This is a genomic window from Salipiger mangrovisoli (assembly GCF_015223355.1).
GTDB classification, from domain to species: Bacteria; Pseudomonadota; Alphaproteobacteria; order Rhodobacterales; family Rhodobacteraceae; genus Salipiger; species Salipiger mangrovisoli.
The window spans coordinates 20827-44786 of record NZ_JADFFK010000022.1 but is presented as its reverse complement, the minus strand read 5'-3'; the positions used below and the strand labels follow the sequence as shown (position 1 = coordinate 44786).

The following is a 23960-nucleotide window of genomic DNA, read 5'->3' as shown; positions in this document are numbered from 1 at the left end:
GCGTCCGTGTGGAGGCATGCTAGGTATTGCTCATGGCTTGGAAGCCAGCCGAGGGCGTATTATCTGCGAACAGGGCGGGCAGGGGGCTCGGCCCGGTGAGAGGACAAAATGCAGCGCGGCGCGATCCAGCCTTCGGAGCCCAAGGACTACTTTGCGGAAGCGCGGGCGCGCGTCGATGGTCATATCACATCGACTTTCTCCCTCGCGGGCTCGGCCCGGCTGCATCGCAGGGCCCTGGGCCTCGATATCCTCTGTGCCCCGCTCAACGTGGTCCTGGCGCCCCTGCATGCTCTCCTGCGCCTCATCGCCCTCCTGTTTCGGGCGGTGCGCCTGAGACGCGCTGCAGGCCTTCTGGGGCGCGTCCACCTGATCCTGCCCACGCGCACGGCTCGCGCGGTGGAGGAGGGGCTTCTCGAGCATGTCTTTGCCCTGCCGGACGGTCCGGGGCGCTCTATCGCCGATCGCTTCGCCGAGGCTCCCCCGCTTCGAGATGGCACTTCCCTCAGCGAAGATGAAACGCGCAGGCGGGCGGAGCGGGCCGCAGCGACTATCAAGACCTACACCGGCACCCGGTCGGCCGTGGCCGAAATGACCACGGCACTTCTGACCATCTGCTTCGGGGCCTGGCTATTCCATCGCCTGACGCCGGGCATGCTGTCTCTGGCGCCTGCGCTGGCTGATAGCTATGCCATGGACGCCGCGATCGGGAACTTCCCGCTCGGGAGTGGGCTGGGCGGCCTCTGGTATGGCGCATTCCCTGTCGGCGCTTCGCCTCTGGCCATTGTCACGGTCGCCCTGATGCTGATCGTATCGGCGGCCGTCGTAACGGCCTTTGCGGGCATCCTCGCCGATCCCGTCCAGACCCGGCTCGGTGTTCACCAGGCACGTCTGCGTCGGTTGGTCACCGCGGTGGAGCGGGATATGTCGGGGTCGGACTCGGTGACCTTCGCGGCGCGCGAACACCTCTATGCGCGAGTCTTCGACATCGCCGATATCGCCGGCGGACTGTTCAGGCACTTCCGCTGAGGTCAGCCTGGACCTCGGTGGCTCGGGCGGTGTCGTTGCGTGCTCTTTTCCTTGCGAGCATCTTCTGGACGAACTCGCTTTCCTCAGCCGTGGTGCTGGCAATTATCTCTCCACGGTGGCCCAAGCAAGCGTACCCGCGCTTGGTCGCGAACTTCTGATGATCGCGGAGTGAGCTGACTGGGTAGGGCTGACCTCGATTTCACGACCTCTGCCACCACCGCAGCGGTGTTTCGGATTAGCCGAATAGAACCTCTTCCAGGCCACCGCTCACGAATCGTTAACACTAATTGTTGCAGTGCCAATTCTGGTTCGTGAACCTTCGCGCAACACCTCAGACTTCCCGAGGAGTCCCATCCTCTGTGTCCCGGCCTTGCTCCGGCGCTTTGGAGGGCACCGCACAGGCCGTCCGCGTCTCCCGCAGCATCAGCATCGCCGGGGTCACCACGAGAGTGAGCACGGTGGCGATCACCAGCCCGCCTGCGATCGCGCTCGACAGCTCGGTCCAATACTGCGTCGAGGGGGCACCGAAGACGATCTCGCGCGAGATGAAATTGATGTTCATTCCCAGAACCATCGGCATCAGACCCAGCGCCGTGGTGATCGAGGTGAGCACCACCGGCCGGAGACGCTGCGCGCCGGTGCGCAGTGCCGCCTCGAGCGGCGAGAGCCCGTCCTTGCGCAGATCGTTGTAGGCATCGATCAGCACGATGTTGTTGTTCACAACGATCCCCGCAAGAGCAATGACCCCGACGCCGCCCATGACGATGCCGAAGGGGCGCCCGGTGACGATCAGCCCCAGCAGCACCCCGCCGATGGAAAAGACGATGGCGCTCATCACCACGAAGGACTGGTAGAAGCTGTTGAACTGGACCACGAGGATCAGGAACATCAGCACGATGGCGGCGACGAAGGCGAGCGCCAGAAAGGTCATCGACTCCTGCTGGTCCTCGGCCTCGCCTGCGAACTCATAGCTTGCGCTTTCGGGCAGATCGGCCTCTACAAGCGCGGCGCGCAGGGCGGTGACCTGATCGTTGACCAGCAGCCCCGGGGCGACATTGGCCTCGATGGTGGTGACGCGCTGCTCGTCGATGCGGCGGATGACGCCGACGCGCTCCACCGGCTCGAAAGTCACGAAGTTGGAGATCGGCACGAGCCCCGCCGATGTGGGGACGCGCAGGTTGGTCAGTTCCGACAGCGAGCGCGAGTCGTTCGGGAAGCGCACCCGCACGTCGAGCTCGCCGTCGGCGTCCGGCGGGCGATAGTCGGTGACGGTGATGCCTTGGGTGAGCAGTTGCACCGCCTGTCCCAGCAGGCTGACATCGGCACCAAAGCGCGCGGCCTCGGCGCGGTCGACTTTGATCGCCACCTCGACGCCGGGCAGCGGGCGGGTGTCGGTCACATCGGTGAAGCCGCCGACACGCTCCATCGCCGCCAGCACCTTATCGACCGCCGCGCTCTGCTCGGTGAAATCTTCGGCCGAGACGCGCAGGTTCACCGGCTTGCCGCTGGACGGGCCGCCGCTTTCGGTCTCGACTTGCACGTCGATGCCCGCGATGTCGGCCATCTTGGCGCGGATGTCCTCGCCGATCTCGGCGGCGGTGCGGCGCGCCTGCCAGTCCACCAGATCGAGCTGCAGAGTGCCGATCACGTCTTCCTCGCCGCCACCCGCGCTCATGGTCGAGCGAGCGTAGACGCTCTCGATGCCCTCGGTGCCAGTGAGCCTGTCCTCGACCTTGCGGACCAGATCGTCGCGCTCGTAGATCGACAGGTTGTCGCGGGCGCGCACCTGCACCTGCATGAATTCCGGCTCGACCGAGGGGAAGAACGAGATGCCACGCCCGAACTGCCCATAGAGGGCAAACCCGCCGAGCAGCAGCGCCAGCGCCAGAACGACGGTGGTCCAGGGCCGCAGGATCGCGCGCTCCAAGAGCCGCACGTAGGCGCCGGTAAAGCCGGGGACGCGGCGCGGGTCGCCGCGCTCGGCGGCGTGCAGAGTGGCCTTTGCCTTGGCGGTCTGCGGCTGGTTGCGCCCGATCATACCGCCGAGCACGGGGATGAAGATCAGCGCCATGAAGAGCGAGGCGCCCAGCGTCAGGATCACGGTGATCGGCAGGTATTTCATGAACTGCCCGATCAGCCCGGTCCAGAACAGCAGCGGGAAGAACACCGAAAGCGTGGTGGCGGTGGAGGCGATGATCGGCCAGGCCATGCGCTTGGCGGCATGGGCGTAGGCGGCCTTGGGGCTGTCGCCCTCCTGCAGGCGGCGGTCGGCAAGCTCGACGGTGACAATGGCACCATCGACCAGCATGCCCACCACGAGGATCAGCGCGAAAAGCACCACGATATTCATGGTGAACCCCATCGCCCAGATGATGGCGACCCCGGCGAGGAATGCGCCCGGAATGGACAGACCGACAAGGATCGCCGAGCGCAGTCCGAGGGCGAAGACGATGACGATCATCACCAGCATGACGGCGGCCATGACGTTGGCCTCGAGATCGGAAAGCAGCGTCTTCACCTGCTCGGACTGGTCCTGCAGGTAGGTGACGCGCAGGCTCTCGGGCCAGTCGGCGCTCATCTCGTCGATGACCGCTTTGGTGGCGGCGACGGTGTCGATGATATTGGCACCCGAGCGTTTGGTGACCTCCAGCGCCAGCGAGGGCTGGCCGTCGATGCGCGCATAACCGGTGGGGTCTTCGAAGGTGCGGCGCACGGTGGCGACATCGCCAAAGGTGACGACGGTGGTGCCATCGACCTTCACCGGCATGGCCATCACGTCCTCGAGGTCTTCGATCAGCCCGGGCACCTTCAGCACGATGCGCCCGCCGCCGGTCTCGATGGCGCCTGCGGCGATCAGCTGGTTGTTGCGCTGCAGCTGGCTGGTCAGCGTCTCGAAGCTGAGGTTGTAGGTCTGGAAGACGGTCGGGTCGATCAGCACCTCGAGGAATTCCTCGCGCGCGCCGCCGATATCCACTTCCAGCACACCGGGCAGTGCTTCGAGCTTGTCCTGCACCGCCTCGGCGACGTCATTGAGGGTGCGCTCGGGCAGGGGGCCGGACAGCACGGCGGTGATAATCGGGAAGAGCGCGGTGTTGATCTCGGTGACGTTGAGCGTGGTGGCGTCTTCGGGCAGGTCGCTCTGCACCGTGTCGGCGGCCTCGCGCACCTTGTCGAGCGCCTCGTCGATATCGCCGCCAGCGGCAAATTCGAGCTGCACGCTGGCAAAGCCCTCGGTGGCCTCGGCGGACATTTTCTCGAGCCCTTCGATGGCGCCGAACTCGGCCTCCATCGGCTCGATCAGCAGGCGTTCGGCGTCGGACGGGCTGATGCCATCGAGCGTTGTGCTGACATAGACCAGCGGTAGCGGAACCTCGGGGTTCGCTTCCTTGGGGATCGAGATATAGGCGACGGCACCAAAGGCGAGGATCATCCCCAGTAGGATCATCATCGCCCGGCCACGGGAGAAGGCGGCGTCGATCAGGCTGTTCACGGCTTGTCCTCCGCGATCTCGAGCGGCACGCCCGCGGCTGCATCCGACACCTGCTCAGTCTCTTCCTGAGGCTCGGCGCGGACCTCCTCGCCGTCGCGCACAAAGCCCTGGCCCACGGTGATGATCGTGACGTCGTCGTCGAGCCCGGTGACCCAGACGCTGTCGATCTCGGTCTTCACGATCTGGATCGGGTGGAAGGCGACGCGCCCGTCCTCGACCGTCTTGAGGCCGATCTGCCCGGCCTCGTCCAGCGAGATGATCGACGGGGCGACGCGGTGGGCCGTGGCCTCGCCGGTGGGGATCGTCACTTGCGCCGACACACCGGCGGGCACCTCGCCGCCGGGATTTGCGACCTCGATCTCGGTCAGGAAGGTGCGGGTCTCCGAGGCGGCAGCGGCGCCAACAAAGCTGACCCAGCCCTCGCGCGTCTGGCCGGTGATGAAGTTGACCTCGGCGCTCTGACCCTCGCTGATCCGGCTCAGCGCCTGTTGCGGCACCTGAATGGCGACGGTCAGCGGATCATTGTCGACCACGCGCGAGATCGTGGCCCCGGCCTGCACATACTCCCCCTCGCTTGCGGGAAGCCCTTCGATGCGCCCGGCAAAGGGGGCCTCGACGACAAGATTGTCGATGGCCTCTTCGGCGCTGGCCACATCGGCCTCGGCGGCGGCGAGCGCGGCGCGGGCCTCGGACAGCCGGTCGTTGGTGGCGACCCCGCGTTCGAACAGTTGCGCGGCGTTGTCGAACTCGCGCTGCGCATTGGCCCGCTGCTCTTCGGCTTGGGTGAGCGCCGCCTCGGCGCGGGCGGAATTGAGCCGCGCCAGCACGTCGCCGCGCTGCACCCGGTCGCCCTTGGCAAAGGGCATTTCGATCACCGTGCCTGCGGTTTCGGCGATGACGTCGGTATCGCGGTCGGGCAGGGCCTGACCTTCGGCGCGGTAGCTGAGGGTGACCGGCTCGGCCTTGGACTGCAGGACCATGACCGACGGCGGCAGCGGATCGTCGGCGGCGGCTTCCGCCGCGGGCTCGGAGCCGGGCAGGAAGAAACCGCTGCCCATCCAGAGAATGATGGCGGCGACCAAGAAAATCGCAATCCAGAACGGGCGCGACGAGCCGCGGTCGGTCTCGAACCGCAGAGCTTCGGGCGTCGCCTCGGCGGCGGGGTGGTCGGTCATGCTGCTACTCTCGCTCATCAAGGCGTGATCGAAATGACGTCTGAGCCGCTTTACATACCGGCGGTCGGTCGGTAATCAAGGCCAGAGCTGACGGAGAACGTAATCGTGAACACCAAACGTTCCAGAATGTCCGCCGAAGATCGCCGCACCGCGATCCTCGACGTTGCCACCGACCTGCTGTCGACCCACCCGTGGGAGGAGGTGACCGTGGCGCTGCTGCTTGATGCGGCGGGTATCTCCAAGGGCGGATTTTATCATCACTTCACGTCCAAGGACGATGTTCTCGGCGCTGTGCTTCTGCGGCTCACGGACGCCAGCAATTCTGCCGGGCAGGCGGTTTACGAGCGCAGCGAAGGCGGCGCGGCGGCGCGGTTCACGGCCTATCTCGACGGCACCACCCGCTGGGAGTTGGAGCACGCCGACAAGATCATGGGCGTCATCCGGATCGCCATGATGGCGGGCAATGAGGCGATCTTTCTCAAGCTCGAGCAAGAGGCGCGTCGGCGCGCGACGCCCTTGATGCGCACGCTGGTAGAAGAGGGCGTTCGGGAGGGGGTCTTTGACGTGATCGACGCCCCTATGACGGTCGATCTGCTGCAGCACGCGTGGCGCATGCGCTGGGTGGTCTTCGCGCAGGCGCGTCAGCGCTGTGCGGCGGGCGATCTGGCCGGAGGCGAGGCGATGCTGGAAGAGCGCCTCAGGCTCGAAGAGCGGATGACCAACCGGTTGCTTGGTTGCGATTCCGCGACGCCGGTGGTCATGCCAGCCGTCGAGAAATTCTTGGGGTTCCTGCAGGCTGCCTGACGCGATGCACGCCGATGTTCCAATCCCTGCGCAGGGGGACCTAGCCCGTCTGTCTCGCTACACGTATGGATCGCAGTTCAGATAAGATACTTGTACAACTGTCGGCGCCAGGCACCTTTCAAACTCACATAATTCGACCTTATGCGTCTGGAACATCGGCACAACGTCAGTCAAGGATCGGCGCGGCTCCGATCGCTGGCGACCTGCAGCACCCGCGATTCCATGCCTAGGACGAAGCGCATGCACCAGTCATCGCTCTGAAATTACAGTTGAAGTGCGCGACGCACTGAATCGCGGAAAAGATCGGCGGCGGGGTTCATCGTAGACGTACCACTCTGACTGGCCCAGTACATACCCAAGCCCCAATTAGGCAACGGTGCGCCGCCAAGGTCTACATCCAGTGCCTTGATCGGCATGTCACGAATGAAAACTTCCGGGACCATAGCCAGCCCCAGTCCGCGTTCGACAAATTCCAGAAGCACGGCCACGTCCTCGACCTCGAAAGAGGATTTCCGCCGCATGCCGTGGCTCAGAAAAACCTGATCTACGAGTTTGCGCAGTTCCCATCGAACAGAGACATCGACAAACCGCTCTTGCAACAGGTCGCCTGCGGAGACGGCGCGCTTGTTTGCAAGTTCATGGTCTAGTGATGCGGCAACAACCAACTTGGCGTCGAGCAGGGGTTGCACGTCCAGACCGGGATGAGACACGCCGTAATGGGGCATAAACGCGACATCGACAGAACCGCGTTTCAACTCGGAGGTCAGGTCACCGGGCCGCGTCTCGCGGACATGAATCTCGACATCGGGATTCGCATAACTGAAATCTTGGAGGATACGAGGAAGATCTAGGAGGGATGCTAGGCTTTGTACCATCGAGACAACGATACGGCCGGAAACGCCGGTCTTTACCGCCGAAAGCGCGTGCCTTGCTGCCGTAAGTGCAGACAGGATGCGCCGGGCTTCTGGCAAGAAGACCTCACCAGCTGCGCTCAGTTCCACGCGGCGCGTATTGCGGATGAAAAGAGAGGTGCCCAGCTCTGTCTCAAGCGCTCTTATGGCGGTGGATAGGCCAGACTGGACAATGTTGCAGCGCTCAGCCGCACGTGAAAAGTGCTGCTCTTCAGCTGCGGCGACGAACATCTCGATCTGACGTATCTCCATGGCGACCCTGTTGGTATCCCTCAGAGAGATATATCCTTAGCTGATTAATCTTCACAGGGCATTCTTGCTGTAACAAACTAAGACGAAAATCTGCTGCATCGCACTGCCCCCCCCCGACGACAGAAACCTAGATGGGGGCAGTGCAACGATGTCACCTGGTCATATCAGAACGCACGACTTTCGGCCCGGTATAGCCCTCAGGTCGCAGGCCCCAGGCGACATAGCCATCACCCGAAGTCGTACCCATCCCATCATGACCACCGACCTGCGCAACGATGAGCTGTTGCCCATTGATCTCGTAACTCATCGGGTTCGCGTTGACGCCCGCGTCGGTGCGATACTCCCAAACAAGTTCGCCTGACAGGCTGTCATAGGCGCGCAAGTAATTGTCCAGCGCAGCTCCGATGAACATCAGGCCGCCCGCGGTCGCGAGGGGGCCGCCATTCGAGGGCGTGCCGACGGTGACTGGGAGCCCCGTTTTGATGCCAAGCGGGCCTGAATCCGCGGCAGTTCCCATCGGGCGCCGCCACAGCACATCTTTGCTCTTCAGGTCTAGCGCGGCAACATACCCCCAAGGCGGCGCGATGCAGGGCATTTTAAGCGGCCCCATCCACGGTTGCTTCTTCGCACCGTAGGGCAGACCGATCTGCGGCATGAAGGGGGTCTTGTGGTCCCGATCGTCAACCACGGATTTTGCGTCGGCGATGTCATCGCGTGGGATGAGATAGATCTGGTAGGGGATACGTTCGGAATTGATCAGCATCAGACCCCGGTCCGGATCGATCGCACCGCCACCCCAGTTCATGCCACCATGGTTGCCGGGAAAGCTGATGGAGCCGATGCCGACGGTTGGGGGCGTGAACAGTCCATCATAACGCATCTGGTGAAACTGGATGCGGCAGAGCAGCTGGTCGAAGGGCGAAATGCCCCAGGCGTCCGCTTCGGCAAGCGTCTCGATCTCGCCCTTGTTCGGCGCCCCGATTGTGTTCGGCATGTTGGGCGACATCGGCTGCTGCGCCGAAACGCGCTCTCCGGGAACACCGGGGCCCGTGGTGGCATCGTACATCTCAATCGGCTCTAGGGGCTCGCCGGTTTCGCGGTCGAGGACGAAAATGGAGCCGGCCTTCGTCGCTTGGATCAGAGCTGGACGCAAGCCATTTTCCGTTGGCCAGTCCACGAGGTTCATCGCTGGTCCTATGTCGAAGTCCCAAAGGTCATGATGGACGGTGCGGAAATGCCAGCGTTCCTCGCCGGTACGCGCATCAAGCGCGACAACCGCGTCGGTGTATTCTTCATCCTTTTCGGAACGATTGCCGCCATAGAAATCCCCCGAGGCATTGCCCGTTCCGACATAGACAAGGTTCAAGTCGGAATCGGCCGACATCGGTGACCATACATTGGGCGTTGCGTGCGTGAAATGCTCCCCCTCTGCCAGCGGTGCATTCGGCGTTTCACGACCAAGATCCCAAGCCCACCGAAGCTCTCCGGTAACCGCATCGATGGCGCGCACCACGCCCGCAGGGGCACGGTAATCCTGACCGTCGACGACCATGTGACCGACCACCGCGACGCCGTCGACAATCGTGGGGGCGCTGGTCACAGAAATGAACCCGGGGACGTCCGTGTCAGTATTCTGTTTCAGGTCGTATGCGCCACCATCGGCCCAGTCCTCACAGGGCGCACCGGTTTGAGCATCAACGGCCAGCAGACGGCTGTCCATAGTGCCCCAGATGATGCGGCTTTGACATTGCGTCAGCTGTTGGGGCGCTTCGTAATAAGCAACCCCACGGCAAATAGTTACCCCGTTGGTAAACCCTGCCGCCTTGTCCACATGGGGGTCATAGTGCCACTTCTCCTCACCCGTGCTCGCGTTGATCGCAAAGACGGCGTGGCTGGGGCTGCACAGATACAGTGTGTCCCCCACTTTCAGTGGCGTATTTTCCGCAGCATATCCATATCTGGCATCGGCTGGCCTCAGGTCTCCGGTGTGGAACTCCCAGAGCTTGACCATATCCCCGACATTTTCCGGCGTAATCTGCGAGGCTAGAGAGAATTTCTGGCTCAGGTTGGAGCCGCCATAAGCCGTCCAGCTGCTGGCGTCATGCGATGACGACACTCCGACCGCTCGATCCGGAGCGTTCCGACTGAAGATCGCGGTATCGCGTTCTTTCAGAACAGCATGGTCCGCGGTGTTTACGGCAGGATTGTCCAAGATGGGAACGATGATGCAGGTCAGCATGAAAATTGCCGGAACAAGCGTTGCGACAAAATAGGGGCCGGCTTTGTGGAACGCGAAGACACGGCGGGACACCGGCCACAGGGCGGCCAGGACCCCCCCCATTACGACAAGCCAGTCAAAGCGCGGGATCAGTGCCCAGCCGTTCCATCCGGCTTCCATCAGCCCCCAGACCAGCGTCGCGACAGACAATCCGCAGAGAACCCATACCGACCAGACGCTTTTGCGGAAGATCAGGGCACCAATAAGGATCGCGGCGACAGAGGCGAAGAGGTAATAGGCGCTGCCGCCGACCACCACTAGACGCGCGCCGAGATAGAGCAGCGCCACTCCGGTGAGTATTGATAACACTGCATATGCTATGAGCAACGTTCCAACTCCGCGGAACGACCTAGGATTTTCGCTCATCTTTTTACACTTTCTTCATGCCCGAAAGCCCCGACGGGTGGCTTTATCGGGGCGAGAAGCGGGCTCGACCAATCTGAATTGGAGACCCTCCACCCAATCGGCCTCGCGGAGGCTGCTATCGCCGCCCCACTCATTCAACAAACATGGATTATGGATCACGTTTATCTCACGCGGAGATATGTTGTGTCTTCGATCGCTCCGCCCCGAGGTCGGCTAAAAGCGCGGCTTCGCTCGCTCGGAACCGTTGGCACATCCGACACGAGATGCGCACAGCTCGTCGAGCTGCCCCGTCAGTGAAGTCATGACACTCAACCGGGCGTCTGCAATTCATCGCCAAAAGAGATATGTAGCATCTAAGAAATTCACTTCATCTGATTTATGACTTGCGTCATCCCAGCGAGCCCAACCAAGGACTTGCTCAGATGACACAGACTCAAGACATGATGGAAACGTCGCCGCCCCCACACCACAAGATCGCTGCAAGACGTAAGAGGGTTCTGCCTGCTCTGAGCGTGCTGCTCGTAGTGTTCGTCGCCATGAACCTCCGCCCCTTGCTCACCAGTGTCGCGCCGCTTGTACCCGACATCAGCGCAGGCCTTTCTTTGTCTAATTTCTGGATGAGCGTCCTCGTTACCATCCCGGTAATTTGCCTCGGAATCTTCGGGCCGTTCGCCGCGGTTCTGAACCGTCGCATGGCGCTGGAGTCTGTCATTCTGACCGCACTTGTCACGGCGTTCGTCGGTGCGGCCCTGCGGCCCTTTGGCGTTGTTCCGCTCTACCTTGGAACTATCCTGATCGGCGGCAGCATGTCGATCCTGAGCGTGCTGACTCCGGTCCTGATCCGACGCGACTTTCCCGAAAAGGTCGGCCTGATGATGGGCGTGTTTGCTATGGTGCTCGGGCTCGGGGCCGCCGTCTCGACCGCGTCGGCGGTCCCTATCCGGAATGTCCTGGGCGGCTGGCAGCCGAGCCTGCTGGTATGGGTCCTGCCGATCATCCTTGCAGCTGTGATCACGCTGGCGATGCTTCTCTTACGCGACGGGGCCGAAAGCTCCCAGCCGGCGCACAAAGCGGCAATCTTGCACGACCCAATATCCTGGCAGCTTGCCATCTTCTTCGCATTGATCGCGTCCTCGGCGTATGCGGTCATAAGCTGGGGGCCCAGCATGCTTGCTGATCGGGGCCTCGATCCCGAAACCAGCGGCTTCATCATGTCGCTCTTTTTCCTTGCGCAGATGCCGAGTGGATTCCTGACCCCGATCTTCGCCGGTCGCATGCGAGACCAGCGGCTGATCACTTCGGTCATGGTGCTGCTTTCGACACTCGGACTGATCGCATTTCTTTTCGCACCAACCTGGTCGCTGGCCGGTGTCGCAGTGATCGTGGGAATCGGACAGGGCGGAGGCTTTGCGCTTGCGCTGACGCTGATCGTCCTGCGCTCCGGGACGCAACATGTCGCCGCGCGGCTTTCAGGCGTAGTGCAGAGCGTCGGTTATGTTGGGGGAGGCCTCATCGGCCCCTTCGCCGTTGGCGCGCTGCACGATATCTCAGGTGACTGGACGGTCGTAGCCTGGTTCTTCGCGGCTCTCGGCCTGCTATCGCTGGCCTTCGGCTACGGGTGCAGTCGCAACCATCTGATTTCCGAAGGCTGATTTCTCACTCTTTTATGAAGAATAAGGTCGCACATCAGGTGCGACAGAACTCGACTCCAAAGGACTCAGAATGTCTAAGCTGTTCACGCCATACACGCTCAAGGATGTCACACTTCGCAACCGAATTGCCGTGGCGCCTATGTGCCAATATCGGGCAGTCGACGGTCACGTGACTGACTGGCACCTGGCTCACTACACCTCGCTTGCCCGTGGCGGGGCGGGGCTGGTGATCGTCGAAGCGACCGCGGTCTCGCCCGAGGGTCGCATTACTCCTGGCTGCACCGGCCTCTGGGAGGATGCGCAGATCGAAGGGCTGGCCCGCATTGCAGCCGCAATCCGGGATGCCGGGGCTGTGCCTGGCATTCAGATCGGTCATGCCGGACGCAAGGCTAGCGCCAATCTTCCATGGGAGGGCGACGATCACATTCTGGAAGGCGACCCGCGCGGTTGGCAGACAATTGCGCCCTCCGCCCAGGCTTTCGGGGGCGCATTGTCGAAGGTCCCACATGAGATGGACCTGTCGGAGATCGCCCGCGTTCAAAGCAATTTTGCAGCCGCCGCGCGGCGGGCACGCGCTGCTGGTTTCGAGTGGCTAGAATTGCACTTCGCTCACGGATACCTCGCCTCCAGCTTTGCATCGGCCTATTCCAACTACCGGACGGATACCTACGGCGGTGACGCGGAGGGTCGGTACCGGTTCTTGGTGGAGACCTTGGCAGCCGTCAGAGAGGAATGGCCGGAGCGCCTACCCCTCACCGCGCGCATGGGGCTGATGGAGTTCGACGGTCAGGACGAGGACCGCTGGCACGAGACGGTTGGCGCCGTTGCAAAGCTCAAGTCGGGCGGACTAGATTTAGTAAGCGCCAGCATGGCCTTCTCCGCACCCGTCGGCCGGGTGCCTTGGGGTCCGGCCTTCCTGATGCCAACGGCTGCGCGGCTGCGCGACGAAGCCGGGATCCCGGTCAGCTCGGCCTGGCTTCTGGATGCTCCGTCCGACGCGGAACGGGCCATTGCCGACGATCACATCGATATCGTGATGATGGCGCGCGCATTCTTGGCTAACCCGCACTATCCTTACCATTTGGCCTTGACTCTTGGTGCGACGCGCCCGGCCTGGACGCTCCCCGCGCCCTATGCCCATTGGTTGACCCGCTATAGGGCCAACAATGGCGGCCTTTGAACTGTAGCCTGACGGTTCAGAGACCTACCCCTTGCCAGTAGGGATACCGGCAAGGGGTAGGTCAGCATGCTCTGCGTTTTAGGTGATCGGCACGGGCAAACACGGAGACGCTTCGGCTCTACCAGGCCTTTTTCCTTGCCACCTGAACCTCGGTGATCTCCGCGCAGGGCAGGGCTGTTCCGTAAGCTCATGGCATGGCCGCTGAGGGACAGAACGTCAGGCGACACGCACGAGACTCCCAAAAATACCGTACTGGACAGTTTGAAAATTATATACCAGAACATCGAGTGCGATAAATCATCGAGAGCTTCATGGAACAGTTACTTCACACCGTCCTCACCCACCCACACGCGATCATCTTCATGAAGGTGATCCTCACCTCTTTCTTCTGGATGGCGGGGCTATTTGGAGTCTTCAACTTCAAGGTCATCGTTCAAGAGATGATCGACGCCAACCTTCCGCGGCCAGTGGCCTTCGCGGTCGCAACGATCGTATGCCAGCTAGGGGGCGCAATGCTATTGATCACCGATTTTCGGGATCTTGCCTGGCTCGGCGCTGGCGCGCTTGGGGTCTTTACCTTGCTGTGTATTCCGATCGGCCACGCGTTCTGGAAATTTGACGGAGAGAAAGGCATGCATGAGTTTCAGGTGGCGCTGGAGCATTTTGCGATGGTGGGCGGGCTGATGATCGCGGCCGCAATTTCCATGATTTACTGAAGGCGGAGAGGGTGCCCATGGACCAGAAGAAACGTCGTCGAGGGCGCCCTAGGGATGCTTCGAAAAAGGCCGCCGTGCTTGAGGCGGCACGGCGGCTGCTTCTGACAAACGGACCTGATGTGACTATCGACGAGATCGCAGCAGAAGCGGGCGTTTCCAAGAGTACGGTCTACGCAAATTTTGCCGGCAAGGAAGATCTGGTAGAGGCCGTGATCCGCCGCGAAGCCGAAGGGACCATCGCCGAAGCGGCCTTCGCTTCGCTCGTCGATGAGATTGTTACAGCCGAAACGCTCGTTTCATTCGGGCTGAGGTATGCGGGCTTCGTGAACAATTTAGATCTTGTGGGCTGGGACCGGGTGATCGCCTCTCTTGAAGCTGAAGCGGCTCGCTCCGACCTGCCTGGCAGGTTCTTCGAGCTGGGGCCTGGACGCGCGCAGAGGCTGCTCGAAACACTTCTGGACAAGGCTCTGGCCGACGGATTGATCCAGACGACCGACACACGTCTTGCGGCGGACCAACTGACCGGTCTGTGGCTCGGTTTCGCCAATCTGGAGGTGAAGCTTGGGGTTCGCAATCCGCTTGCCGAAGCCGAGCTTCAGGTTCGGGTCAGGGCCGGAGTTGAGATTTTCCTGAACTATTACGGCCCCGGAGCCGTAATTTAGCCTGAAGTTGCCGCGGTACATTGCGTACCGCGGCAAACCGACAACGTCAGGCGGCGACCTCGGTCCAGGTCGGAGCGCGCGAGGTGCCCTTGCCAAGGCCGTACCCCATGCGGATGTTCAGCATGGCCAGCGGCTCCAGCAAACGGGCACCATCGAGACCGCCCACGCTCTCGGGTACGAAGCCTGCCTTCTCGACGAGTGCCGCGACGGCGGACAGGGCGTCATGGTCGTCACCTGCGAGGAAGACCGGCACAGTGGAGGTCGCGGCGCGGTCGGTTGCGAACAGTCCGGCGAAGATGGTGTTGAAGCCCTTGACCACCCTGGCGCCCGACGCGACCTTTTGGATCTCCTCGGCGGCCGAAGTCGTGTGCCCGATCTGCAGGCCCGAGAAGTCGGGCAGCACGGGGTTGGTTAGGTCCACGACGATCTTGCCGACAAGCTGGGGCAGGGCGGCCACGCTCAGCGCCGCGTCGTAGCCAAGGGCCAGAACGACGATGTCGGCGCCCTCGATGGCGGCCTCGACGCTGACGCCCTGCGCGCCCGAAAGCGTGGTCGCCAGCGCGGCGGCGTCGTCAGGGTTGCGGCTGGCCAGCAGGAGGGGGATCTGCCCGGACAGGCGCTGCGCAAGGCCTTTGCCCATGTTGCCGAGACCGATGATTGCCGTAGTCATGATGAACTCCCTTTCGATGCGGATCATGTTCTGACTGCAAGCTATCGTTGATCTCATATTACGTGTAGTGAGTGAATGCGCGTTTCTGAATTGCAGGAAAGTATCGAATGAGTGACATCCCCGAACTAGAGACCTTCGTTTGCGTTGCCCATGCCGGAAGCTTCGCAGCAGCGGCTCGCCGTCTGGGGTTGTCACCCGCTATGGTTGGCAGACGGGTTCAGTCACTAGAGGATCGCTATGGCGTGCGGCTTGTCGAACGCACCACGCGCTCGCTGCGGCTCACCGATCAGGGTCAGGAATTCCTCGCTCAAACCAAACGGATTCTCGACGGCGTCGAGGCTCTGGCCGATATTGGTCAGACGAAGGCGGCTCTGAAGGGCAGAGTGCGGATTTCGGCTCCGACCACGCTCGGCACCAAGAAGCTGGCCACAATTGTTGCCGGGCTGATCGAGACTGCGCCCATGTTGACGGTCGAGCTGTCGCTTAATGACCGGAAGGTTGATCTGATCAGCGAGGGCTACGATTGTGCTATTCGCGTAGGGAATCTCCAACCAAGTGGGCTTGTCGCGCGGCGGATTGGGACGTACCGCTTTGTCTGCTGTGCGTCCCCAGATTTCCTTTCGCGCAATACTGCCCCGACTACTCCAGCAGACCTGTCTGGGTTGCCCTGTATTCTCAATCTCAATCTGCAGCCACGAGATCAATGGCGCTTCTTGGACTCATCAGGTCAGCCAGTGATCGCCGAGGTTAAGGGGGCAATAGAACTCGACTATGACGAGGCGCAGAGGATGGCAGCACTTGCCGGAGCGGGTATAGTCCAAGTCCCGCTGCATCTGGTCGAGGAAGACATTTCTCGAGGCGCCCTGATTGAAGTTCTGGCTTCGTGGGGGCAGCCTCAACTGCCCATTCATGCTGTCTATCCTTCGCGGCGCTACGTTCCGCAGAGGGTCGCTGCCTTGGTAGATGCCATCAAAGAAGGTTTGAGAGAAGCCGTGCAAGCCGGATAAATTCAATAAAAAGGTCATTTCTGATGATGTTCCGGGTGGTTCATTAATCGCTTTGGTCAAGTGCTGATCGTACTGCTGGTCCTTCTGCGTGCCGTGAGGTGGTCCCCATTTCCCGGACAGTTTTGCGGCGCTGCTAAGCTTGCCTGGTGATCATGCTGCCGCCTTTAGGTCAGGGCCCTGATGGGCCTCGACCGGTGTTCTACCGCCGAGTGCCGAATGCGGGTGCTCGGTGTCATAGAAGTCGATCCACTTGCCGATGCCTGCCCGGGCTGCGGACCCGGTTTCGAAGGCGTGGAGGTAGACGCACTCGTATTCCAGTGACCGCCATAGACGTTCGATCATGACGTTGTCCATCCAGCGTCCTCGACCGTCCATGGAGACCTTCACCGTCGCGTCCAGCAAGGGCTGCGTGAAGCGCGGGCTGGTGAACTGGCTGCCCTGATCCGTGTTGAAGATCTCGGGCCGTCCGTGAAGCCGAAAGGCATCCTCCAGCGCCTCGATGCAGAATTCGGTGTCCATCGTGTTTGAGAGCCGCCAAGATAGCACCCGGCGCGTCGCCCAATGCCGCTGTCCTGGGAGCGATCTTGCCCTCGCCGCGCGTCCCGGCTGGACGCATTCGGGAGTAGTGAAGTTAGCGTCATGGATCTGGCTTGTTCAGAGGACGGCATCCTCCCGGAAGGGTTTGCCGGTGCGCCAAATGGCGTGCAGCGTGACAGCCAGTTTCCTTGCCATCGCGACCTTTGCCTTCCGCGGTCCGGTGCGTTCTGCAATTGCCTTGGCCCAGTCGCGAAGGCGTCCGCCACCCAGCTTCCGGCAGTAGATCGCGTTTGCCGCCTCGAAAGGCACTTCCTGGTGAACGCATAGCCGCGCTTCGAGACGCGGCCGTTCCGGCTGATCTCGCCCGACTCATAACGGCGCGGCGTCAGGCCAAGATAGCCGGTTCGACCATTCGCCTTGTTCCCACTTGTCATGGGTTAGCATTCGCACTCTCCTGGGCTCGCCATGTGTCAAACGACATCAGGAACTGACCCCTCGGCGTCACGAAGAACTGCCCCCCCTCCATTCTGGGCTGAACATTGGTGTTGTCTTGCGGCGGAGCGGCCTTCCGCAGAAGGCCGCTCCGCCGCTTTTCGCGTAGTCGGTAGCTCTCGCCGCGGATGGTGACCACGTGGCTGTGGTGCAGGATCCGATCGAGGATCGCGGTGGCAACCACGGAGTCGTCAAAGACGGTGCCCCATTCTCCCACCGCCCGGTTCGAGGTCACCAGCAAGGCGCCACGTTCATACCGGCGACTGACGAGCTGGAAGAACATGTGGGCGGCATCTGGCTCGAACGGGAGGTAGCCGAGCTCATCGACGATCAGCAGCTTCGGCTTGGGGTAATGGGTGAGCTTTTCTTCCAGTCGCCCCTCGGTGTGGGCCTTGGCCAGCGTCGCGACCAGCGTCGTCGCCGGCACGAACAGCACGGTGTAGCCCGCGACGATGGCCTCAAGGCCGATGGCAACGGCCAGATGCGTCTTGCCGACACCGGGAGGCCCGAGAAGTAGCACCGCCTCGCCATTGGCGATGAAGCGCCCCGTGGCGAGGTCCCGGATCTGGCCGCGGTCGATGGAGGGCTGCGCGGCGAAGTCGAACCCGGCGAGATCGCGGTAGAACGGGAAGCGGGCCAGGCCGAAGCTCATCTCGATCCGGCGCTGGTCCTTGCGCGCGATCTCGCGTTCACACAGCATGGTCAGCGCCTCGCGGATCGTGAGCTCGCGGCGCCCGGCTTCGTCGAGCAAGCTGTCGAGCTGATCCCGTATGGCTGTCAGCTTCAGGCGCGTCAGCATCCGGTCCAGATGGTCGCGCAGATCGGGCAACCGCACGCCCAGGATGAACAAGGATGAATACTGGCAGAGCGTCGGCTTCATGGTGAACACCCGCGCCCTGGAGGGCCTCTCGCCCGAAACCCGCGACGCGCTGGAACGCGCCTATGCCGATGCCGCCGCCTATGGCACCGAGCAGGTCGAGGCCGCCGCAGCGGAATCGGTCGAGCGGATGAAGGCCGAAGGCGTGAACTTCTACGACATGGACCTCACGCCCTTCGTGGAGACCATGGCAACCTTCTATGACGCGCATTCCGGCGATCTGCCCGATGGCTTCTTCGCCGCCGTCGACGCGACCCGCACCGCGCAGTAAGCGCTGAGCCCTCACAAGACAGCGTTCGGCGGCGCGCCTCACGGGACGCCGCCGAACGCCGCAATTTCCCAAGAGCCGCTCCGCTCGTGACCTACCCCCCTGGAGACAACATGCACCGCATACAAACAAGGCTGTCGGCCGGTCTGGATAGACTGTCCCAGGTCTGCACCGTCCTGATTTGCATCGGCATCACCGTCATGGCCCTGCTCAACGGCGTCAATATCACCTGGCGGGGCCTCTTCGGGACCGACGTCGGAGCGGTCATTCCCTGGACCGTCGTCATCTTCGTCTGGACGGTCTTCCTGGGGTTCTTCCCGCTGACCCACCTGGGCCATGACGTCGTGCTGGAATACTTCCGCACGCGCATGCCCGAGGGTGTGGTGCGCGTTCTGGACGTGCTGGTGGACCTGCTGATCATCGCGGTCTGCGCCGTGATCCTGTGGCAGGCGCCGCGCGCCATCTCGATGCAGGTCGGGCCGATCCCGATGGTCGGGTTTGACCGCTACTGGATGTCCATCCCCCTGTTCCTCTCCTGCGCCCTGATCCTTGTCGACAAGGCCAACAACCTGACGGCACGCCGTCACCCGGAGGTCTGACCCAATGGCATGGATTCTCTTCGGCGGCTTCATTGCCCTCATGATCCTCGGCGTGCCCGCGATCTTCGCCCTGCTCGCCGCCACCCTGGCAGGCGTTCTCTGGGCGGGCTTCGGCGGCATGCTCTTCATCCTGCCCCAGCAGATCCTGGACGGGGTCGAAAGCGACACGCTGCCGGCGATCCCCTTCTTCATCCTGGCCGGCAACCTGATGAACATCACCGGCGTCAGCGATCGCATCTTTGCCTTCGCGGATTCGCTGGTCGGTCGTTTCCGGGGCGGGCTGGCACAGGTCAACGTCCTGGCCTCGCTCATCTTCTCGGGCGCGTCGGGCTCTGCCCTGGCCGATATCTCTGGCATGGGCACGATCGAGGTCGAGGCCATGCGCAAACGCGGCTACCCGGCGACCTTCGCGGCCGCCCTGACCGTGGCAACCTCGATGCTCGGCCCGATGCTGCCGCCCTCCATCGGCCTGATCGTCTATGCCTACCTGTCGGAAACCTCGGTTGCGCGCCTCTTCATGGCCACCCTGGTTCCCGGGGGCCTGCTGGCGGTCTTCCTAATGATCTACGTGGCCATCGTCTCGCGCCACAACAACTTCCCCAAGCAGGCTCCGGCCAAGCCGCGCGAAGTGGTCAATGCCGGCCTGCACGGCATCGGCGCACTGGTCACCCCCGCCATCATCCTGGGCGGCATCCTCACCGGCTGGGTCACCGCGACCGAGGCCGGCGTCCTGGCCAGCTTCTACGCGCTGTTCCTCGGGCTGGCCTACCGGACGCTGAACCTCAAGGGCCTCTACCGCGCCCTTGTCAGCACCGCCTTCTCCAGCGTCTTCATCCTGATGATCACCGGCGTATCGGCGCTTGTCGGCTGGCTGATCGCGATCGAGCAGCTGCCCCAGGCGGTCGCCGCATTCACCATGCAGTTCGTTGAGAACAAGGCCGCCTTCACCGTGGTCCTGGTCCTCTTCCTGCTCATCATCGGCTGCTTCATCGAAAGCGTCCCGGCCAAGATCATCCTGGTGCCGGTTCTGCTGCCGATCCTGGATCACTTCGCCATCGACCGGATCCAGTTCGGCGTGATGCTCACGCTGGCGCTCTCCATTGGTATCGCGACCCCACCCATGGGGGTCGGGCTATTCATTGCCTCGAAGATCTCCAACGTGCCGGTGGAACGCATCACGATCGCGGTCCTGCCGATGATGATCCCCCTGATCCTGCTGCTGTTCCTGCTCAGCTTCTTCCCGCAGCTTTCCCTCTTCCTCCCGAACCTTCTGCTCGGACAATGAGCTTCCCACGATTATTCCGCAGCACGGCGACGCCAATCCTAATGTCGCCGTGCACGCACTAGTATGGCCAGCCTAGCTGGCCTCGACCTTCGAGCATGGTGGCTCGCCAGGCTAGATATCAGTACGTGGATTGCCCGCTTTCGTCTCTGGAGCTTGGATGGCGCACTATTGGCTGCGTCGAGGGAAAGGGCGGCAGAGAAAGCGCCGTCGGGCGTCACTTTTTCGCAATCGGGGAGACCACGAGTTTCAGGGTCCAGTATTACTTGCGAACTATATCCACAGGTTCGCTTCGGCCGTCGCTCCGACTGCGTGCCTCGCACGAATGCGCACCGCGGGCGCACTTCGCCTAAAGTACAGATACGTTTTAGATAGTATAAATAAAGAAAAAAATACTACAATAATGCGCGGCAATCCCGTATCGCGGTGTCAAACGATTGGGGAGAGTCTGACATGCACGAGACGTCTGCCGTGCGCGCGGTCCTTGCGGACTGGGGCACAAGCAAGCTGAGGATGTGGGCCTGGTCCGGGGGAACTGAGATATCCGCCCCTGTGACCGACCCGCGTGGGATGAAGTTCCTTGCGCCCGCCGACTACCCGCAGGTGCTCGCCGAGGGGCTCGAAAAGCTCTCGGTGCCGCCGGGTGTGCCAGTGCTGATCTGCGGCATGGCCGGGGCTGCCGGCGGTTGGCAGGAGGCTGGCTATCTCGAGGCGCCGCTCGGGCTCGCGGAGCTCGGGGCCGGTGCCTGCCGGGTCGATCTGCCAGAGCGGGACGTGCGGATCCTGCCCGGCGTCTCAACGCGGAGCCCTACGCCCGACGTGATGCGTGGCGAGGAAACGCAAATCCTCGGGCTGCGCGGCGGCGCGCAGACCCCGCTGGTCTGCCTGCCCGGCACCCATTCAAAGTGGGTGGCTCTGGACGAAGACAGGCTGACCGGCTTCACCACCTATATGACCGGCGAGCTCTTCGAGGTCGTCTCGCAGCACAGCATTCTGGCCAAGACGCTTGATGAGGCGTGGGATGCCTCCGATTTCCGCACTGCGGTGGACGAGGCGCTGGCCGATCCCGTGCGGGTCTGGCAGGCGTTCTTTGGGCTGCGCGCCTCGGTTGTTCTTGGGGCCGGACAAGCGGCCTCGTCACGGGCGCGGCTTTCGGGGCTGTTGATCGGCGCCGAGTGTGCCGCGGCGCGGGCGCAACACGGGCCCGGCAAGATCACCCTGATCGCAGGCGGCGCGATGGCGCAAGCCTATGACACGGCCCTGCGGGCCGCAGGGTTCGACGTGCACCTCCGCGACGGCGAAGAGGTGACCCGCAATGGCCTGATCCGGGCCGCGCAAGACATCTGGAGAGACTGACATGAGCATGAGCCCCTGGCCCAGACTGACCCGCAACCTCGTTGCGATCCTGCGCGGTGTGCGCCCCGAAGAGGTTGAGCCCATCGTCGCGGCGCTGATCGAGGCCGGTTTCGAGGCGATTGAAATTCCGCTGAATTCCCCTGATCCTTTCGAGTCCATCGGTCGGGCTGCGCGGATGGCCCCCGAGGGGGTGCTGATCGGTGCCGGGACCGTGTTGACCGCCGCCGAAGTGCGCCGCCTGTCAGAGGTTGGCGGGCGGCTGCTGGTCAGCCCCAACGTCGATGCCGAGGTGCTGGATGCGGCCGCCGAGCTGGGTCTTGTGTCGATGCCCGGCGTGCTGACGCCGACCGAGGCCTTTTTGGCGCTGCGCCACGGCGCGTCCGCGCTGAAATTCTTCCCGGCGGCGGTGATCGGCCCGTCCGGCATTGCGGCAATGCGCGCAGTGCTGCCGCCGCAGACCGTCATCGGCGCCGTCGGCGGGGTGGACGAGACCAGCTTCGAGGCCTATCGCACCGCTGGGGTCTCGGCCTTCGGGATGGGCTCGAGCCTCTACAAGCCGGGGATGAGCGCGGCGGATGTGGCCGAGCGCGCGCGGCGCACCGTCGCGGCCTACGATCAGGGGGCCGGGGCATGAGCGAAGCCGTCACCGCGCTGGATCATCCGCGCTGCGAACTGGGGGAGGGGCCGACCTACGATCCGCACACCGATACCGCCTGGTGGTTCGACATCACCGGGCGGGCGCTGCATGAATACAGTTTTTCCCAAGGGCTCTCGCGCGTACATGCGCTGCCCTTCGCCGCGTCGGCGTTGGCGCGGGTCGATGCACGGCGACAGGCGCTGTTCACCGAAACGGGGCTGGTGCTGCGCGATGTCGCCAGCGGCGCGCTCACCCCGCTGCAGGCCATCGAAGCGGACGATCCAGAGACCCGCAGCAACGATGCGCGGGTGCATCCGTGCGGCGCGATGTGGCTGGGTACGATGGGCTGGGATGCGCAGCCTGGTGCAGGCATGATATGGCACTACCGCGCCGGGGTGCTGACCCGGCTGTTCGATGGCATCACCATCACTAACGCGATCTGCTTTTCGCCCGATGGCGCGCTTGGCTATTTCGCCGATACCGCGAAGGGCACGATCTTCCGCGTCCCGCTCGACCGCGCAACCGGCCTGCCGACCGGGGCCCCGCAGATCTGGCGCGACCGTTTCGACGGTGGTCCCGATGGCGCGGTGGTGGACGCAGAGGGCTGCCTCTGGGTGGCGGTCTGGGGCAGCGCATCCGTGGTACGCTACAGCCCGGAAGGGGTGGATGTGGCGCGGATCGGATTGCCGGCGTCGCAGCCGAGCTGCCCGGCCTTCGTTGGGCCGAAGGCCGACCGCCTGCTGATTACCACAGCGGCGCTCGGCTTGGATCGGGGCGGCGAGGCCGACGGGCTGACCCACCTTGCGCCGCTTGCGGTACCCGGCCTTCAGGCGCCCGACCTGATCATCTGAAGCGGATCGCGAACCGGGTCAGGGCCGGGGGTGCACGGTTTCCATGTCGTGCCGCGCGTGCCCAAGCAGCGCCTGCATGGCGGCGCGCGCCTCCTCCGGCTTGCGCATGCGGATCGCCTCGAGCACCCGCCCGTGCATCGCCAATGCCTCCTCGAAGGATTGGCTGGCGCGATTGGTCTTGCGGAAACTGGCCAGCAGCGCGGCGCGGATGGCGATGCCGAACTGCGCGAAGACCCAGTTGCCGCTGGCCTCGATGATCGCCGTGTGAAAGCCGAGGTCGGCCTGACTCCACGCTTCTTCGTCGCGTCCGCCAGAGGTGCGCATGGCCTCGAAATGGCGGGTGATCTCCATCAGGGCGCGGTTGTCTGCGCTGGCGGCGGCTGCGGCGGCGGCGGCGGGTTCCAGCACTTCGCGCGCCTCGATCAACGCGTTGTAGAAGGCAAAATCGTCCGCATGGGCCAGCGCCGAGTCGAGAACCACGGGATCGAGCATGTTCCATTGTTCGCGCGGCATGACAGTGGTGCCAGCGCGGGGCCGGGAGCGGATCAGCCCCTGCGCCACCATGTGCTGCATGGTCTCGCGCAGGGTGGTGCGGCTGACCCCGAAGCGGGCCATGAGTTCGGCCTCGCTCGGCAGGGTGGAGCCTTCTGGAAGATCGCCCGACACCACCGCGTTGACGAATTCCCGCAGGCAATTCGACATCACGCGCCGGCCCTGACGGCCAGCGTCGGCCGAAAGGGTCATGAGGGATGTGCTGGCTGGCTTTGAACCTTCCACGGTCTTTGGCTCCTTCAACTTTTAGGTGCACCGCACTTTAGCGCGGCGCCTTTCGACTGTATACGACAAATGAGGTTAATAAATACTATTTACGG

Annotated in this window: 20 protein-coding genes and 2 pseudogenes; 13 read left to right on the top strand and 9 right to left on the bottom strand. The window is 63.1% G+C overall.

All coding sequences use genetic code 11. The annotated features are described in order from the left end of the window. Positions 1 to 108: 108 nt before the first annotated feature. Positions 109 to 1026: a DUF6635 family protein gene (locus tag IQ782_RS23415; protein ID WP_194137092.1), complete on the top strand. Its 918-nt coding sequence runs from the start codon at positions 109 to 111 to the stop codon at positions 1024 to 1026. Between the two features lie 331 nt (positions 1027 to 1357). Here IQ782_RS23415 and IQ782_RS23410 read toward each other — a convergent pair whose 3' ends face one another. After that, positions 1358 to 4516, bottom strand: a complete 3159-nt coding sequence (locus tag IQ782_RS23410) for an efflux RND transporter permease subunit (protein ID WP_194137091.1) — start codon at positions 4514 to 4516, stop codon at positions 1358 to 1360. Continuing rightward, the gene (locus IQ782_RS23405; RefSeq protein WP_240989518.1) at positions 4513 to 5691 is read right to left on the bottom strand and encodes an efflux RND transporter periplasmic adaptor subunit; all 1179 of its coding nucleotides are present in this window, start codon (positions 5689 to 5691) and stop codon (positions 4513 to 4515) included. Before IQ782_RS23405 ends, IQ782_RS23410 begins: the two co-directional genes overlap by 4 nt. Positions 5692 to 5796: 105 nt before the next feature. Between IQ782_RS23405 and IQ782_RS23400 the strand changes: the two genes are divergently transcribed. After that, a complete protein-coding gene (locus IQ782_RS23400; RefSeq protein ID WP_194137089.1) occupies positions 5797 to 6495 on the top strand; it encodes a TetR family transcriptional regulator in 699 nt (232 codons plus the stop codon). Positions 6496 to 6758: 263 nt separating this feature from the next. On the opposite strand, the gene IQ782_RS23395 is transcribed toward IQ782_RS23400, so the two are convergent. Beyond that, positions 6759 to 7658, bottom strand: a complete 900-nt coding sequence (locus IQ782_RS23395) for a LysR family transcriptional regulator (RefSeq protein WP_194137088.1) — start codon at positions 7656 to 7658, stop codon at positions 6759 to 6761. Between the two features lie 151 nt (positions 7659 to 7809). Next, complete coding sequence (locus tag IQ782_RS23390; RefSeq protein WP_277347898.1) at positions 7810 to 10302, bottom strand: membrane-bound PQQ-dependent dehydrogenase, glucose/quinate/shikimate family; 2493 nt, start codon at positions 10300 to 10302, stop codon at positions 7810 to 7812. A gap of 422 nt (positions 10303 to 10724) precedes the next feature. On the opposite strand from IQ782_RS23390, the gene IQ782_RS23385 reads away from it, so the two are divergent. The 4 genes from IQ782_RS23385 to IQ782_RS23370 all read left to right on the top strand — a co-directional run bounded on the left by IQ782_RS23385 (position 10725) and on the right by IQ782_RS23370 (position 14512). After that, the gene (locus IQ782_RS23385; protein ID WP_194137087.1) at positions 10725 to 11954 is read left to right on the top strand and encodes an MFS transporter; all 1230 of its coding nucleotides are present in this window, start codon (positions 10725 to 10727) and stop codon (positions 11952 to 11954) included. A gap of 70 nt (positions 11955 to 12024) precedes the next feature. Beyond that, complete coding sequence (locus IQ782_RS23380) at positions 12025 to 13134, top strand: oxidoreductase (RefSeq protein WP_194137086.1); 1110 nt, start codon at positions 12025 to 12027, stop codon at positions 13132 to 13134. A gap of 311 nt (positions 13135 to 13445) precedes the next feature. Beyond that, positions 13446 to 13850, top strand: coding sequence for a DoxX family protein (locus IQ782_RS23375; protein WP_194137085.1), 405 nt, complete (start codon positions 13446 to 13448; stop codon positions 13848 to 13850). A 17-nt stretch (positions 13851 to 13867) separates the two neighbouring features. Further along, positions 13868 to 14512, top strand: coding sequence for a TetR/AcrR family transcriptional regulator (locus IQ782_RS23370; RefSeq protein WP_194137084.1), 645 nt, complete (start codon positions 13868 to 13870; stop codon positions 14510 to 14512). A gap of 46 nt (positions 14513 to 14558) precedes the next feature. Here the strand turns inward: IQ782_RS23370 and IQ782_RS23365 are convergent, their stop codons facing one another. Then, a complete protein-coding gene (locus tag IQ782_RS23365) occupies positions 14559 to 15182 on the bottom strand; it encodes an NADPH-dependent F420 reductase (protein ID WP_194137083.1) in 624 nt (207 codons plus the stop codon). Between the two features lie 107 nt (positions 15183 to 15289). On the opposite strand from IQ782_RS23365, the gene IQ782_RS23360 reads away from it, so the two are divergent. Next, on the top strand, positions 15290 to 16189 hold the full coding sequence (locus IQ782_RS23360) for a LysR family transcriptional regulator (protein ID WP_095881291.1): 900 nt from the start codon (positions 15290 to 15292) through the stop codon (positions 16187 to 16189). A gap of 150 nt (positions 16190 to 16339) precedes the next feature. Here the strand turns inward: IQ782_RS23360 and IQ782_RS23355 are convergent. The 3 genes and pseudogenes from IQ782_RS23355 to istB form a co-directional block, all read right to left on the bottom strand. After that, positions 16340 to 16750 (bottom strand): annotated as a pseudogene (locus tag IQ782_RS23355) (transposase); the annotation flags it as partial. Positions 16751 to 17073: 323 nt separating this feature from the next. After that, positions 17074 to 17160 (bottom strand): annotated as a pseudogene (locus tag IQ782_RS30440) (hypothetical protein); the annotation flags it as partial. Beyond that, a complete protein-coding gene (istB, locus tag IQ782_RS23345) occupies positions 17157 to 18098 on the bottom strand; it encodes an IS21-like element helper ATPase IstB (protein ID WP_194137082.1) in 942 nt (313 codons plus the stop codon). The pseudogene IQ782_RS30440 and the gene istB, both read right to left, overlap by 4 nt. Here istB and IQ782_RS23340 point away from each other — a divergent pair. The 6 genes from IQ782_RS23340 (at position 18061) to IQ782_RS23315 (ending at position 23088) form a co-directional block, all read left to right on the top strand. Next, entirely contained in the window at positions 18061 to 18366 is a 306-nt protein-coding gene (locus IQ782_RS23340; protein ID WP_194137081.1) for a type 2 periplasmic-binding domain-containing protein, read from the top strand. The two genes, istB and IQ782_RS23340, sit on opposite strands and share 38 nt — an antisense overlap. A gap of 110 nt (positions 18367 to 18476) precedes the next feature. Beyond that, entirely contained in the window at positions 18477 to 18962 is a 486-nt protein-coding gene (locus IQ782_RS23335) for a TRAP transporter small permease (RefSeq protein WP_095881233.1), read from the top strand. A gap of 4 nt (positions 18963 to 18966) precedes the next feature. Beyond that, complete coding sequence (locus IQ782_RS23330; protein WP_194137080.1) at positions 18967 to 20247, top strand: TRAP transporter large permease; 1281 nt, start codon at positions 18967 to 18969, stop codon at positions 20245 to 20247. Positions 20248 to 20697: 450 nt separating this feature from the next. Continuing rightward, complete coding sequence (locus IQ782_RS23325) at positions 20698 to 21600, top strand: 2-dehydro-3-deoxygalactonokinase (protein WP_095881234.1); 903 nt, start codon at positions 20698 to 20700, stop codon at positions 21598 to 21600. Between the two features lies 1 nt (position 21601). After that, a complete protein-coding gene (locus IQ782_RS23320; RefSeq protein ID WP_240989517.1) occupies positions 21602 to 22234 on the top strand; it encodes a 2-dehydro-3-deoxy-6-phosphogalactonate aldolase in 633 nt (210 codons plus the stop codon). After that, a complete protein-coding gene (locus IQ782_RS23315) occupies positions 22231 to 23088 on the top strand; it encodes an SMP-30/gluconolactonase/LRE family protein (protein WP_194137079.1) in 858 nt (285 codons plus the stop codon). The genes IQ782_RS23320 and IQ782_RS23315 overlap by 4 nt, the downstream gene beginning before the upstream one ends. An 18-nt stretch (positions 23089 to 23106) precedes the next feature. Here the strand turns inward: IQ782_RS23315 and IQ782_RS23310 are convergent, their stop codons facing one another. Further along, positions 23107 to 23832, bottom strand: coding sequence for a FadR/GntR family transcriptional regulator (locus IQ782_RS23310; protein ID WP_194137078.1), 726 nt, complete (start codon positions 23830 to 23832; stop codon positions 23107 to 23109). Positions 23833 to 23960 lie beyond the last annotated feature (128 nt).

Bases quoted from the DNA above. Each gene is read 5' to 3' on its own strand.
- IQ782_RS23415 (WP_194137092.1), top strand. From the start codon at position 109: ATGCAGCGCGGCGCGATCCAGCCTTCGGAGCCCAAGGACTACTTTGCG.
- IQ782_RS23380 (WP_194137086.1), top strand. From the start codon at position 12,025: ATGTCTAAGCTGTTCACGCCATACACGCTCAAGGATGTCACACTTCGC.
- IQ782_RS23395 (WP_194137088.1), bottom strand. From the start codon at position 7,658: ATGGAGATACGTCAGATCGAGATGTTCGTCGCCGCAGCTGAAGAGCAG.
- IQ782_RS23360 (WP_095881291.1), top strand. From the start codon at position 15,290: ATGAGTGACATCCCCGAACTAGAGACCTTCGTTTGCGTTGCCCATGCC.
- IQ782_RS23370 (WP_194137084.1), top strand. From the start codon at position 13,868: ATGGACCAGAAGAAACGTCGTCGAGGGCGCCCTAGGGATGCTTCGAAA.
- IQ782_RS23320 (WP_240989517.1), top strand. From the start codon at position 21,602: ATGAGCATGAGCCCCTGGCCCAGACTGACCCGCAACCTCGTTGCGATC.
- istB (WP_194137082.1), bottom strand. From the start codon at position 18,098: ATGAAGCCGACGCTCTGCCAGTATTCATCCTTGTTCATCCTGGGCGTG.
- IQ782_RS23315 (WP_194137079.1), top strand. From the start codon at position 22,231: ATGAGCGAAGCCGTCACCGCGCTGGATCATCCGCGCTGCGAACTGGGG.
- IQ782_RS23340 (WP_194137081.1), top strand. From the start codon at position 18,061: ATGAACAAGGATGAATACTGGCAGAGCGTCGGCTTCATGGTGAACACC.
- IQ782_RS23405 (WP_240989518.1), bottom strand. From the start codon at position 5,691: ATGACCGACCACCCCGCCGCCGAGGCGACGCCCGAAGCTCTGCGGTTC.
- IQ782_RS23335 (WP_095881233.1), top strand. From the start codon at position 18,477: ATGCACCGCATACAAACAAGGCTGTCGGCCGGTCTGGATAGACTGTCC.
- IQ782_RS23385 (WP_194137087.1), top strand. From the start codon at position 10,725: ATGACACAGACTCAAGACATGATGGAAACGTCGCCGCCCCCACACCAC.
- IQ782_RS23310 (WP_194137078.1), bottom strand. From the start codon at position 23,832: ATGACCCTTTCGGCCGACGCTGGCCGTCAGGGCCGGCGCGTGATGTCG.
- IQ782_RS23330 (WP_194137080.1), top strand. From the start codon at position 18,967: ATGGCATGGATTCTCTTCGGCGGCTTCATTGCCCTCATGATCCTCGGC.
- IQ782_RS23375 (WP_194137085.1), top strand. From the start codon at position 13,446: ATGGAACAGTTACTTCACACCGTCCTCACCCACCCACACGCGATCATC.
- IQ782_RS23325 (WP_095881234.1), top strand. From the start codon at position 20,698: ATGCACGAGACGTCTGCCGTGCGCGCGGTCCTTGCGGACTGGGGCACA.
- IQ782_RS23365 (WP_194137083.1), bottom strand. From the start codon at position 15,182: ATGACTACGGCAATCATCGGTCTCGGCAACATGGGCAAAGGCCTTGCG.
- IQ782_RS23390 (WP_277347898.1), bottom strand. From the start codon at position 10,302: ATGAGCGAAAATCCTAGGTCGTTCCGCGGAGTTGGAACGTTGCTCATA.